Annotated in this window: 12 protein-coding genes; 4 read left to right on the forward strand and 8 right to left on the reverse strand. The window is 40.1% G+C overall.

Annotated elements, in window-relative coordinates:
* The first annotated feature begins 12 nt into the window (after positions 1 to 12).
* Positions 13 to 867 carry a cell division protein FtsN gene (gene ftsN, locus A6B40_RS07430; protein WP_176671998.1) on the forward strand — a complete coding sequence of 285 codons (855 nt, stop codon included), beginning with the start codon at positions 13 to 15 and terminating at the stop codon, positions 865 to 867.
* Between the two features lie 107 nt (positions 868 to 974).
* On the opposite strand, the gene A6B40_RS07435 is transcribed toward ftsN, so the two are convergent.
* Both A6B40_RS07435 and A6B40_RS07440 read right to left on the reverse strand, forming a co-directional pair.
* Entirely contained in the window at positions 975 to 2,525 is a 1,551-nt protein-coding gene (locus A6B40_RS07435; protein ID WP_176671999.1) for an OmpA family protein, read from the reverse strand.
* A gap of 162 nt (positions 2,526 to 2,687) precedes the next feature.
* On the reverse strand, positions 2,688 to 3,869 hold the full coding sequence (locus A6B40_RS07440; protein WP_176672000.1) for an FAD-dependent oxidoreductase: 1,182 nt from the start codon (positions 3,867 to 3,869) through the stop codon (positions 2,688 to 2,690).
* Between the two features lie 106 nt (positions 3,870 to 3,975).
* On the opposite strand from A6B40_RS07440, the gene A6B40_RS07445 reads away from it, so the two are divergent.
* Complete coding sequence (locus A6B40_RS07445) at positions 3,976 to 4,311, forward strand: hypothetical protein (protein WP_025247123.1); 336 nt, start codon at positions 3,976 to 3,978, stop codon at positions 4,309 to 4,311.
* A 133-nt stretch (positions 4,312 to 4,444) separates the two neighbouring features.
* Positions 4,445 to 5,977, forward strand: coding sequence for a YifB family Mg chelatase-like AAA ATPase (locus A6B40_RS07450; protein WP_176672001.1), 1,533 nt, complete (start codon positions 4,445 to 4,447; stop codon positions 5,975 to 5,977).
* On the opposite strand, the gene menH is transcribed toward A6B40_RS07450, so the two are convergent.
* The 5 genes from menH to A6B40_RS07475 all read right to left on the reverse strand — a co-directional run bounded on the left by menH (position 5,974) and on the right by A6B40_RS07475 (position 11,742).
* Positions 5,974 to 6,747 (reverse strand): 2-succinyl-6-hydroxy-2,4-cyclohexadiene-1-carboxylate synthase, encoded by a 774-nt coding sequence (gene menH, locus A6B40_RS07455; RefSeq protein WP_176672002.1) that lies wholly within the window; start codon positions 6,745 to 6,747, stop codon positions 5,974 to 5,976. The genes A6B40_RS07450 and menH overlap by 4 nt on opposite strands.
* Positions 6,748 to 6,799: 52 nt before the next feature.
* Positions 6,800 to 8,506 (reverse strand): 2-succinyl-5-enolpyruvyl-6-hydroxy-3-cyclohexene-1-carboxylic-acid synthase, encoded by a 1,707-nt coding sequence (gene menD, locus A6B40_RS07460; RefSeq protein ID WP_176672003.1) that lies wholly within the window; start codon positions 8,504 to 8,506, stop codon positions 6,800 to 6,802.
* Between the two features lie 179 nt (positions 8,507 to 8,685).
* Positions 8,686 to 9,969 (reverse strand): C4-dicarboxylate TRAP transporter large permease protein DctM, encoded by a 1,284-nt coding sequence (gene dctM, locus A6B40_RS07465; protein ID WP_176672004.1) that lies wholly within the window; start codon positions 9,967 to 9,969, stop codon positions 8,686 to 8,688.
* Positions 9,969 to 10,592 carry a TRAP transporter small permease gene (locus tag A6B40_RS07470; protein WP_176672005.1) on the reverse strand — a complete coding sequence of 208 codons (624 nt, stop codon included), beginning with the start codon at positions 10,590 to 10,592 and terminating at the stop codon, positions 9,969 to 9,971. Before A6B40_RS07470 ends, dctM begins: the two co-directional genes overlap by 1 nt.
* 154 nt (positions 10,593 to 10,746) lie before the next feature.
* Positions 10,747 to 11,742, reverse strand: a complete 996-nt coding sequence (locus A6B40_RS07475; protein ID WP_176672007.1) for a TRAP transporter substrate-binding protein — start codon at positions 11,740 to 11,742, stop codon at positions 10,747 to 10,749.
* Positions 11,743 to 12,144: 402 nt separating this feature from the next.
* On the opposite strand from A6B40_RS07475, the gene A6B40_RS07480 reads away from it, so the two are divergent.
* On the forward strand, positions 12,145 to 12,816 hold the full coding sequence (locus A6B40_RS07480; protein WP_236966885.1) for a glycosyltransferase family 8 protein: 672 nt from the start codon (positions 12,145 to 12,147) through the stop codon (positions 12,814 to 12,816).
* A gap of 46 nt (positions 12,817 to 12,862) precedes the next feature.
* On the opposite strand, the gene A6B40_RS07485 is transcribed toward A6B40_RS07480, so the two are convergent.
* Positions 12,863 to 13,150 (reverse strand): YfcZ/YiiS family protein, encoded by a 288-nt coding sequence (locus A6B40_RS07485; protein WP_025247130.1) that lies wholly within the window; start codon positions 13,148 to 13,150, stop codon positions 12,863 to 12,865.
* Positions 13,151 to 13,241: the final 91 nt, after the last annotated feature.

Below are 13,241 nucleotides of genomic sequence, written 5' to 3' on the forward strand. Positions count from 1 at the left end.
AAGGCGGTTATTGTGCCACAACGTGATTATGTTGCTCGTTCAAACGAGAAAAAAAATAAAAAAACACAAAAAGAGAGTAATGTTAAAAAGGTTCTAATCCTGATTATCGGTTTAATTTTAGGTTGCGGTATTGCATTATGGTTCTTGAAGTCAAGTGCACCAGAGCCGATAGCACCTAGTGTTGTTCAGCCAAATCAGCAACAACCTAAAAGCCAATTACCTAGCCGACCAGAAGAGAGTTGGAGCTATATTCGTGATTTGGAAACCCGTACGGTTATTACCGATAACAGCCAAACTTCACAAGAGCGTTTAGCTCAATTAACCGCTCAACAAAAACAGCAAATTGAAGAAAGACGTAAACAAGAAGAAGCACGATTAGCAGATCAGGCTCAGCAAAATCTAACGACAGATACCGCAACAGCTACCGAAGAAACGCTACTTACAGAAGAAGAGTTAGCAGCAAAAAAAGCGGAAGAAGACGCTTTAGCTGAAAAGAGGGCGGAAGAAAAGCGTAAACAAGCTGAATTGAAAAAGCAGCAAGAAGCCAAAAAGGCAGAGCAAACCAAGTTAGCTGAAGAAAAAGCGAAAAAAGAGCAACCAGCCAAGATTGTTGCAAGTGTAGCAACATCAGCAGATAAAGCAGCAAATCAAGCCGGTAAATTTGGTTTGCAATGCGGAGCATTCAAAAACAAAGCGCAAGCAGAAAATATGCAAGCACGCCTTGCAATGGCTGGGTTTAATGCCCGTATCGCAAGCAGTGCAGATTGGAACCGTGTTTTTGTGGGGCCTATTGGGGATAGAGCAGCAACCTCGAGAGCACAATCAAATGCTCGTAGTGTAGCGGAATGTGTTATTGTTGCAATGTAGATGAATTAAGGAGGGGGAATCCTCCTTTCTTTTTATTTGTTACGCCTTATGCTAATAAAAAAGCGAGATAAACATTTTGTTTATCTCGTTTTATTTTTAATTATTGATTAACGTACGTTAAACTCAATACGACGGTTTTTCTTACGACCTTCTTCCGTGTTATTGTCTGCAACTGGATTGTCTTGACCGTAGCCTACCGCAGTTAGTGACTCAGCAGGAACGCCTTGTTTGATTAAGTAATCACGCACTGATTTTGCACGTTGTTCTGATAACTGTTGGTTTGCTGCTGCATCACCTACATTATCAGTGTAACCTGAAATTTCTCCCGCACGTTTATTTTCAACAAAGTATTGTGCCAATGCGTTTAAGCGACGGAAATAACGTGGGTTAATTTCAGATGATGCTGTTGCAAACATAATATCTAAATCTAATTTTGATAAAGACATATCAGTAAGCACTCCAGCTTCTGGCTCATTTACGTTTACTTTATCTGCATTTACAGTGAATAAGTTACCTAATAATGCTTTTGCTTTCTCAACTAAGCTTGTTTTTGCATCTTCGCTGTTTACTTCACCAAGTAAGTTAAATACTTTATCTGCAAATGCACCATCTACGCCTGGGAAATCTTTAAATAAATCAGCTAAACCAGAGAAGTTATTGAAGCTGAATTTATCTGCTTCTGCATCAACCGTTAATTTATCTACTAATGGTAAACCTGCTGCTAAACCTTTGAATGCATCTAAGATATTCGCTTTAATACCATCATTTTGCACTGTACCAGATACAGTTAAATCTTTATCTGTTTTTTCCCAAGCAAGATTGCCTAAGCCATCAGAAACTTTTACCGCTTCAGCTGCTGAGGTTGTTTGAACTGCTGGAGCGTTCGCAGTTGTTGTAGAACCTTTATCTGAACAGCTTTTAATACCGAATAAAGCAGCTAAAACGATACCTGCACCAATTAACCATTTGCTTAAGCTAGATGATTTAGCTGGCTCAGTTTTCACTGTAGTTGTAGTAGTAGAAGCTGGTCTTGCTGTTGCAGTATGGGCTGCAGCTGCTGAAACAGTACCTACTTTGGCTACATCGCTTAATACATCGCTAAATGAATTATTTGCAAAACCTAATGCTGTTAAAGCTCCGGTGTCTAATTCTGTTGAAACAGCTCTTGTTTGCTCAGCTAATAAGTTAGTGAAGTTGCTTAAACCAAAACCGCTTGAAATTTTATCTTTAAAGAAAGAGAAAACAATTGGTAATAATAAACCTAAAATACCTTTAGATGCTGCTGGGCTAGTATTTGTGCTAGTTGCTAAGTGGCTTGCAACTACATCAGTACGATCGCCAAATAAGCTTGGTAAAATATTTTTGCCTAATTCAAATAAATTGCTTAAGTTGTTGCTATTAGTAGTCACATCAGACTTGCCCATTAAGATATCTAATGGATTACCTTGTAGATTCGTGTTTCTGATAAGGTTAAATAAGCTACTTGCACCTTCAGTGCTGCTTGCCTTTTGGCTCATACCGCCTAAGATCAGAGATAAACCTTTAGTTAAAAGGTTACCACCTGTTTCATTGGTTACGCCAAGTTGTTTGCCTACTTGATTAAGTAGGAATTCGCGTACTGGGCCTTGTTGTAATAATTGATTTAAATCGAAATTCATTTTTAGTTCCTTATTCAGATAGAGTGAATTTTTCCGAAGTTACTTCATTTAACTTGCTAAAGACGATTATAGCGTTATTTTGCCATTTTAAATGGCAAATTTTTACATATTTACAACATTTACATATCAATAGAGAATTGTAAAAAAAGTAAATATTGGGAACTAAAGTCCTATCGCATATTTCAACGCCTGTTTTTTAATTGGCATTGCTTTGTCGGCAATAACTAACCCTAAATTACGGACAATTTTCAGTGGGAGAAGTTCAGTTTTAAACGCTTTATAAAAAATATCCATGCTTGTTTGCATTAACAAATTGTCCAGCTTGCGTTTTTGCTCGTAACGTTTAAATACTTCTTCATTTGCAAAACTTTCGCCTTTTTTGACCGCTTGTTCCACCACATCAAGCAGTACTTTTACATCTTTAAAGCCTAAATTTACCCCTTGTCCTGCGAGAGGGTTAATGGTGTGAGCTGCATCGCCCACTAATACCGTACCGTTTTGTACATAATGTTGAGCGTGCTGGCGAGTCAGCGGAAATGTACCTGACGCCTGCACGTTAATCTTGCCTAACTCTTCCCTTAAACGAGCGGGGAAATGCTGCTCAATTTCGGTAGTAAGTTTTTCAGTAGGAAGATTTTTTAGCTCCACAATACGTTGTGGCGAATCGTACCAAACAATGCAGCCGTTGTTGCCTGAAAGGGGTAAAAAAGCACGAGGACCTGTTGTATAAAATTGTTGCCAAGTGGTTGAGGGAGTTGTTTTTTCTGTTTTGATGGTTGCCAGCAAACAATGTTGGCGATATTGCCAGCTGGTTAAGCCGATGCCTGCCCACTGACGGGCTTGCGAGTTTGCTCCATCTGCGGCAATGATAATAGGAGCAGAAAAAGTTTGGTTATCAACTTGAATTCTCCAGCGGTTTTCTTCTCTTTTTGCAAAAATTTGCTTAAATCCGACCGCTTGTACGCAGTTTGGAAATTGCTTTAACTGCTCCCATAATGCAATCTGGATTAGGTTGTTTTCTACCATATCGCCTAATTTTCCCAGCTCTAAGTCAGAGGCTGAAAATACGGTGTTAAAGCCCTCTATTTCCCAGGTTTCAAGTTGGGTATAAGGGCAAGTTCTCATTGAGATAATTTGCTCCCACACACCTAATTTTTCCAATAACTGAATTGAGCCCATACTGATAGCGGAAATGCGTAAATCGTAGGCAGAGTTAGCCTCAAAAGTCGGAAGCGGATTTTTTTCTAACAAAGCTAATTTTACGCCTTGTTTTGCCAACCCCAACGCAGTTGCGGCTCCAACCATACCGCCGCCAACAACAATCATATCCAATTCAGTGTTCATTTTTCTTTCCTCTTAAATGAGCTAATATACGCCTGAAACGCCTTGAATTGTATTGCATTTCCGATTAGGATAAAACCGATTTATTCGTTTATAAAAGGAGTATTTTATGTCTTGCAAAACTCACACAAACCACGCTCACGAACACGGCGAAGGCTGTGGTCATACCGCCATTAAACATAACGATCATATCGACTATTTACACGATGGGCATTTGCATCACAAACACGGTGATCATTACGATGAACACGTTTTAGAAGTGAATGAAACTAACCCGGCAGAATGCAACGCTGTTCATTGCTGTGGCGACCACGTTCACGGCGAGGGCTGTGGACACGAAGCAGTGCCACACGGCGATCATATTGACTATATTGTAGATGGTCGTTTACATCATCAGCACGGTGATCATTGCGACGATCACGGACCGGTTGAAATCGTCAAATAATATTATTTTATGGGAGGTTTTGACCTCCCATAAACTATTTTTGCGATCTCGCTCGAAAATTTGAATATTTGTTCTACCCTCTTTTTCTCTTTCCTTCTATTCTCTCGTCATTGATTTCTTATTTCTCAACATAATGACATTAGCCATAGTTTACAGCCGAGCCTCCATTGGCGTGGAAGCTCCATTAGTAACGATTGAAGTCCATATCAGTAACGGTCAGCCAAGATTAACTATTGTGGGTTTGCCCGAAGCTACCGTGAAGGAGGCGGGTGATCGTGTACGAAGTGCGTTAATTAACGCTAATTTTATCTATCCACCCCAACGGATTACGATTAATCTTGCCCCTGCGGATTTACCCAAAGAAGGCGGACGGTTTGACTTGCCGATTGCTATCGGCATTTTAGCCGCGTCGGGGCAGATTGATTCGGATTTATTAAAGCAGTTTGAGTTTTTAGGCGAGTTGGCACTCACAGGGCATTTGCGAGGTGTGCACGGAGCAATTCCTGCCGTGATTTCAGCCGAAAAATCAAAACGCCAAATGATATTGGCTCAGCAAAATGCGAATGAAGCGGCTTTGGTTTCAAATGCCACAACTTATTTTGCGAAGTCGTTGCTTGATGTGGTGAATATGCTAAATAAGCGAGACAAACTGCCTATTTGCCAACAAGTTTTGCAAAACTCGGCAGAAAATCAACCGCTTGTAAGCCGAGATCTCACGGATATTATCGGGCAACAGCACGCGAAGCGAGCCTTAACCATTGCCGCAGCAGGGCAACACAATTTGCTTTTTCTTGGTCCGCCCGGCACAGGGAAAACAATGCTTGCCAGCCGTTTGGCTGACTTATTGCCTGAAATGTCTGATGAAGAAGCAATCGAAACTGCCTCAGTAACCAGCCTTGTGCAGAATGAACTAAATTTTCAGAATTGGAAACAACGCCCGTTTCGGGCTCCCCATCACAGTGCATCAATGGTAGCGTTAGTGGGTGGTGGCTCCATCCCAAAACCGGGTGAAATTTCTTTAGCCCATAACGGTGTGCTTTTCCTAGATGAATTGCCCGAATTTGAGCGGAAAGTGTTAGACGCACTCCGCCAGCCATTAGAGGCAGGCGAAATTATTATTTCCAGAGCCAATGCTAAAGTGCAATTTCCTGCTCGTTTCCAATTAATTGCAGCAATGAACCCAAGCCCGACAGGGCATTATCAAGGTACGCATAATCGGACTTCTCCCCAACAAGTAATGCGATATTTAAACCGTTTGTCAGGTCCGTTTTTAGACCGATTCGATCTCTCCATTGAAGTGCCACTTTTACCCCAAGGGGCATTACAAAGTGGTTCTGAAAATCGGGGAGAAATCACCGAACAAGTTCGCAAGCGGGTGTTTTTAGCCAGAAAAATGCAATTTGAGCGAGCAGGTAAAATTAATGCTCAACTGACTACACGAGAAATTGAGCGAGATTGCAAACTATCCGCACAAGATGCATTATTTCTGGAGAATGCCTTAACCAAATTAGGTTTGTCAGTTCGGGCTTACCACCGCATTTTGAAGGTTTCTCGTACTATTGCGGATTTAGCAGGAGAACAGAATATCCAACAAATCCATTTAGCTGAAGCCTTAGGCTATCGGGCGATGGATAGGTTGTTGCAACGATTGCAAGGAGAGAGTTAGATTTGTTGAGTGAAGATGAACGCAAGCAATTTCTCCACAAAATTCTCCGTATTTCCCCTATGTGCATTATGTCCTGCTTTTAAAATAATCTGCACAGGTAGTTGATGTTGTTCTGTCATTTGACGGAACTTTTTATCCTTGTCCCCAATGAAAAAGAGAATGTTTTTATCCGTCTGTTTTAATTGCTCAGCATAATTAGGCTGCTTGGCGAGGCTGGTGGCTTCCAGCATTTGAGCAATTCGTTCGCCTTGATTGTGCTTTCTGCTATCAATATAGCATTTTCTTTCCGTATCACTTAAATCTACAAATACGGGCTGTTGATACCAATCTTCCAGCACTTTTTCAATTGGCTCGTGGCGAAAACGGTTCGCCCATTGGCAATCATTTTGCCAGCGTGCTTGGCGTTCAGTTGTTGATGCAAGTCCGATATTTGCTCCTTCTAATATCGTACCAAGCAGATTGGGATTATGGATATTAAGTACATAATCAAGAGCAGTCCGCCCACCTAGCGAATAACCCACTAAATAGAATGAATGTGAGCCAATTACCTTTTCTAAAGCGGTGTGGAGCTGTATTCGTAGTTCGGCAAAATCGGCACAAACGATGTGTTTGCTGTGCCCGTGAAATGGAAGGTCGATAGTAAGCGGTCGAATTTGGGGAAAATTTTGCAAATGTTGAAGAACGCTTTGCCAATCTTGTTGTGAGCCGAGCAGCCCGTGTAAGAAAACAACAGGAGTACCTTGTTTAGCGTGCCATTGATATGAGAGCATTGATTAAATCTATAAATAAAAGCACCAGCATAGGCTGGTGCTATCGTTGTAACTAGGCAATTTCCGCCTGTGAAATTTGTTTCAGCAATGATTTATACATATTGCTGCCGTCGTGTTCGTTTACTTTGATTTCCACAATGGTAACGCCTTTACGAGCATAGGCGTGTTTGAGTTTGGTTTTCAAATCTGCCCAAGTAAACGGGCGGATATACTCAAGCCCGAACATTGTTGCGACTTGAGCAAATTCAAAGTTGTGAGCAAGGCGGTAATATTGATCTTTCGCTTTGCTATCAACAGGCAACATATCAAACAATGCACCGCCACTGTTATTTACCACGAATAAAATAGTTGGCTGGGTAATTTTGGTTAATAGGGCGATGGAGTTTAAGTCGTGTAGAGCAGAAACATCGCCCACCACACCTACGGTTGGGCGGTCGCTACCTTTCGCAATACCTGCCATTGTCGCAATTAAACCATCGATGCCACTTGCTCCTCGATTAGTATAAACAGGGTAGCCTTCAGGCAATTTGCATAGGGCATCAACTAAACGTACAAATAAGCTATTGCCGATGAATAAGTTGCCATTAATAGCTAAAACATCTTGAATATTGTGTGCAAGTGATGCCTCACTTAAACTTCCCCCCACTTGCTGCTCAATAAAGGTTGCACAGAATTGCGAAAGAGCTAACGGCTCAAGTAGCCACGGCTTTTGGCGAAGTGGCGGATGAACACGCAAGAAGTGATGAGCTTTCGCCACAAAACGGGTTTGATGGTGAGCGTTCGGATTAATGTAATCTTGCGATTCATCAACCAGCCAAAATTCGCCTTGATAAGCTTTTAAGAACTCATTGACACGCTTACTCACAATTTGCGTGCCGAATTGAATAACAATATCCGCTTGCAATAAACGTTGTTTTACGGTTTCGTTAGAGAGCCAAATATCGGCATACGGCAGGCTTGCTTCAATGCAAGATTGCACATCGCTTAATAAGCACCAGCCCATTGTTTCCGCCCAGTTTTTTAAGCCTGTGCCTTGTTCCGGTGGTAGTTTACCGACCACAATTACGCCACGTTTGGTTCGCCAGTAATCCCAATTTTCGTGCATAGATACTTCACTTTGAATTGCTTGTTGGTCAATCCATTTGGTTTGTGAATTATTCAGCCAACCTTGAATTGGGCGTAACCAAGGGGTGTTGAGAATTTCATTAATATCAGCCTCATAAAGCGGTTCTTCGAAAGGAGCATTAATGTGTAGCACGCCACCTTGTTGAGCTTGTGTGGTGCAAGCCTGCTCAATGGTTGAAACTAACCAGCTTGCGTTATAAGCCTCGTTTGCTTTTGGTAAGTTTACGCTCGCAACAGGATAATTAGCAAAAATGCCTTGTTGAGCAATGGCTTGATTAACACCGCAGCCAATTAATTCTGTTGGACGATCTGCAGAAAGAATAATCAGTTTTTGATGAGTAAGACTTGCTTCAATCACCGCAGGATAAAGGTTAGCAACCGCTGTGCCTGAGGTAACAATTACCGCAACAGGGCTATTGGTTGCTTTGGCAATCCCTAACGCATAAAAGCCTAAGCCTCGCTCATCAAAGTGGGTGTGGCACTCTGCATATTGGGTTTGTTGAAGTTGTACCGCCTCAAGGGTTAAAGGGGTGGAACGAGAGCCTGGTGCGATACAAAAATGCTTTACGCCATAACGCATTAACGCACTTAAAATCACTTTTGCCCAAGTGCGGTTAAAAGAACTTACACTCATATTCTTCTCTACTTATTAATAAATTCGATAAATAGCCCAAATTGTAGCAAAAAGTTAAATTATTTTGGTAAGTTTTTAGCGAAATAGTGAATTTTTAATAAAATTACCGCCCAATGCCGATTAATAGCATTGGGCGGTAAAAGAATTTGTAAAAAATTTACAAAAAACGACCGCTTGTATTAATTAATTCTAATCCAATTCGGCAACGCTAATGAAATTGCCGGAATATAGGTAATTAAGATTAGGAATGTCAGTAATAGTAATAACCACGGCATTGCCGCTCTGACTACATCTGCAAGAGGCATTTTCGATACCGCAGAGGCAACGAACAAGTTCAAGCCGATTGGTGGTGTAATCAAGCCAATTTCCATATTTACTACCATAATAATCCCTAAATGGATTGGATCGATACCGAGTTGCACCGCAATTGGGAATAAAATTGGTGCAAGGATTAAGATAATCGCAGATGGCTCCATAAATGCACCGGCAATTAATAGCACGATATTTACCACCAATAGGAATGTCCACGGTTGTAAATTCCATTCTACGACGGTTTCAGTAATCAGCTGAGGAATTTGTTCGGTAGTAAGAACGTGAGCAAATAACATCGCATTTGCGATGATAAACATCAACATTACGCTTAATTTTGCAGATTCTAGCAACACTTTCGGGCAATCACGCAGTTTAACATCTTTATAGATAAATACCGCAACAAACCACGAATAAACTGCTGCGACCGCTGCCGCTTCGGTTGGGGTAAAGATGCCACTGTAAATACCGCCTAAAATAATCACCATCAACAGTAAGCCCCAAACCGCTTTGCGAGCGGCGGTAAACCACTCTTTTACTGTCGCACGAGGCTGGGCTGGTAGGTTTTTAATGCGAGCAACAATATAGATAGCAATCATTAATGCCACGCCAAGCATAATACCCGGCACAACCCCTGCCATAAATAATTTACCGACAGAGGTTTCAGTTGAAGCGGCATATACCACCATTACAACTGATGGCGGAATTAAGATACCAAGCGTACCTGCGTTACAGATAATCCCCGTACCAAATCCAACTGGATAGCCTGAACGCACCATTCCTGCGATGGCAATTGAACCAACCGCTGCCACCGTTGCAGGGCTTGAGCCTGAAAGAGCAGCAAATAGCATACAAGAAAGTACTGCCGCAATGGCTAAACCACCACGAATATGACCTACGGTTGCATTCGCAAAATCAATTAAGCGTTTTGCCACACCACCTGTGGTCATAAATGCACCTGCAAGCAAGAAGAATGGAATTGCAAGTAAGGTATAGTGTTCTGAAGTTTCAAATAGTTTGATGGCTAATGAACTGACGGAATCTTGGCTGAAGAACATAATGGTAACAGCCCCTGCCAAACCGAGTGAAATCGCAATGGGTACACCAAGAAACATTAAGATAAATAACAAGCTAAATAGCACTAAAATTGTCATTATTCTTCTCCTTGTGCGAGTTTCATTGCGTCTTCACTTTCATCTGCTAAGCCAAGACCAACTTGTTTGCCTTGTAAAATACGCACTAAAATTTCAATAAAACGGATACCGATTAAGGCAAAACCAACAGGCATAATTAAACCTACGTGCCACTGTTTAAGGTGGAATTGGTGTAAATCTTCTGCACCAATGTCAGCAACATACATTGCTGAAATCCACTCATAACTGGCTGAACCAATTAAAATCGCATAGGCTAAACAAGCACCAATAGCGATAATACCTACAATTTTTTGCCCGTGTCGTGATAGTTTTTTTACTAACACATCAACACCGATATGCCCTGCGGTACGCACCCCATAAGATGCACCAAAGAAAATCAACCAACCAAAACAAGCTTTAGTTAAAGCTACACTCCAAGTCATTTCTTGAGCGGCTTCCATAATCCACTCGCCGAGTGGTTCAGCGAAGCCAGCGGTAAATGGTACAGCTTCGGCTAAATCAAAAAAAACGTTATAAAGGTTGTTAAACATCACATAAGCAAAGGTAACAAGCGTCATTACCATCAACAAAATAGCGATAAAACATTCCTCAAAACGCTCCCAGAACCATTTTAAAGAAGACATTTTTTACTCCGAAAATAGGATAATCCCAAATAGAAAACCGAAAGGACAAATTAAATGCCAACAAGCGGTCAGATTTATTTAATTTTTTGCAAAATGTAGATCGTTTTGGGCGGACACTGTTATGTCCGCCCTGATAATTGAATAATTATTGGAATTACTGTTTGTTAGATGCTTCAGCCGCTTTGATTAAGTCTGCACCGATTGCATCTTCAAACTGCTTCCATACAGGACGCATTGCTTCACGCCATTTTTCACGTTGCCCATCCGTTAAAGTAACGATTTGTGATGCACCTGAATCCACGATTTTCTTCTTATCACTTTGGTTTAGATCGTGAGATTGTTTATTCACTTCAATCGATACTTCATCTAAGATTTTGGTCAGCTCTGTACGTATATCTTCCGGAATTTTGTTCCAGAAATCTGTGTTCACGATAACCATATAAGATAATAAGCCGTGATTAGATTCAGTAATGAATTTTTGTACTTCGTGAATTTTTTGTGAGTAGATGTTTGAATATGGGTTTTCCGCACCGTTTACAACACCTGTTTGTAAGCCTTGATACATCTCGCCGAATGCCATTTTACGCGGTACAGCTTTTAATGCTTTAAACTGTGCATCTAACACTTCTGAAGCCTGTACACGGAATTTTAAACCACGAGCATCTTTCGGCTCACGTAATTCTTTGTTTGCAGAAAGTTGTTTTAAGTCGTTGTTCCAGTAAGATAAACCTGTAATACCTTTGTCTTCCATTGATTTTAACAATGATTGACCTGCTTCAGATTGCTCAAAACGTTCAACCGCTTTGATGTCGTCAAACAAGAACGGTAGATCGAAAATTTGAATTTTTGGTGTGTATTTATCAAATTTAGCCAGTGATGGAGCAAGCATTTGTACGTTATTTAACAATAATGCTTCCATCTCTTTACCATCTGCATAAAGTGATGAGTTTGGATAGACTTCCACTTTCACTTTGCCTGCCAAACGCTCATCCACTAATTTTTGGAACATTAGCGCCCCCTGACCTTTAGGGGTTTCATTTGCTACAACGTGTGAGAATTTGATGACGATTGGATCGTTAGCAAAAGCTGATACAGAAAATGCAGCGGTTACTGCTAATGCTGCAGCAAGTTTTTTGAATGGTTTTAACATAATTCACCCCAAATAGTTAGTGTTTGCAAAAATTGTTCATAATTTGCCTGATTTTTTTGGAAAGTAAACAACTATTTTTCAAAAATATGACATGCGTCTCAATTTTTTTACATTATTTTTACTTTTAATACAAGCGGTCGATTTCTTTAAGAATATTGCAATTACCAGTATTTGTACTATTCTGCTAATTTTTTTTATAATTTTTTATTAAATTATAGTAAGTTAAGAAAAATATGGGACACGACACGATGTTAAATAACCAACCCATCGTTATTGCACTAGCTGCTGATTTAGGCTATCAAACTCAGGTTGAGACATTGATTAAATCACTGGCTTATCATCATACCAAGCTTAAGATTTATTTATTTATTTCATAAAACTTTTCCTGAAGAATGGTTTGAGATTTGGAATGAAAAACTTGCACTTATTGGTAGTGAGATCATTTCAAGCACGGTACTCAGGGATTTTTCTACCTATCAAATAAGAGTCCATATTACTGAGGTAACTTTTTATCGTTATTTAATTTCCTATTTAGATGAGCCAAGAGTGCTATATTTGGACTCAGATATTGTAGTAGATGGTAATTTATCTGAAATGTATTGGAGTGATTTTGGTGATGTACTTTTGTTAGCAGTGGAAGATTATGTACATGATCATATTCCGGTGTATACCGATATGGATTTGATGCCCTATTTTAACTCGGGTGTAATGCTAATTAATAACCAGGAGTGGAAAAAGTATTCAATAGAAGCTCAGTTACTTGCTATAAATCAGCAATACCCTCATTTAACTTATAGTGATCAAGATGCTTTGAATATTTTCTTTAAAGGTTATTGGGCTAAGTTACCGATAGAATATAATTATCAGGCGGATGCGATTATTGAGCTGTCATACCGCAGAAAACAGGAAAATTTAGCTAAAGAGAGTGGTTATTTAAGCGTTGTGCCTAAAGTTATTCATTATACTAGTCAGTATAAACCATGGAAAAGTGAGTTTTCTCAGCTTATGCGTGAGAAATATTGGTTTTATTATGGTTTGGAATGGAAAGATATTTTGTTAAGACATCCAAGATAGTATTGACTAAAAAGCTGATTCAAGAATTCTTGAATCAGCTTTTTTGTTAAAAACGAGTACCTAATTGGAAGATAACTACTTCAGCTTGACAGCTAAATTTAAAATTTGCATTAAGTTCAAAACCACCTTGTACCGGGTAGATTTCACTCTCAATTTCACAAGGTTCGGATTCAACATCGTGAGCTTTTTGAGTAAATCTTTCCAGTGCAGCTTGAGCTTCAGCTTCTGTTTCATAAGTGCGTTTAATGTTTGCAACCGTTTCGCTGTTATCTAAAATTGAGCCGACGTCAAAGGTGTTGCAGCCTTCACATTCAATGGGTTTATCGTTTTTCATTGGCTAATCCTCATAATTGATAAATAATATCGCTACTTTAAAACTAAATAAGAGCAGGTGCAATCTTCAATTGCCTGGAATTTGATTTAGA

Source organism: Mannheimia varigena (assembly GCF_013377235.1).
GTDB lineage: Bacteria > Pseudomonadota > Gammaproteobacteria > Enterobacterales > Pasteurellaceae > Mannheimia > Mannheimia varigena.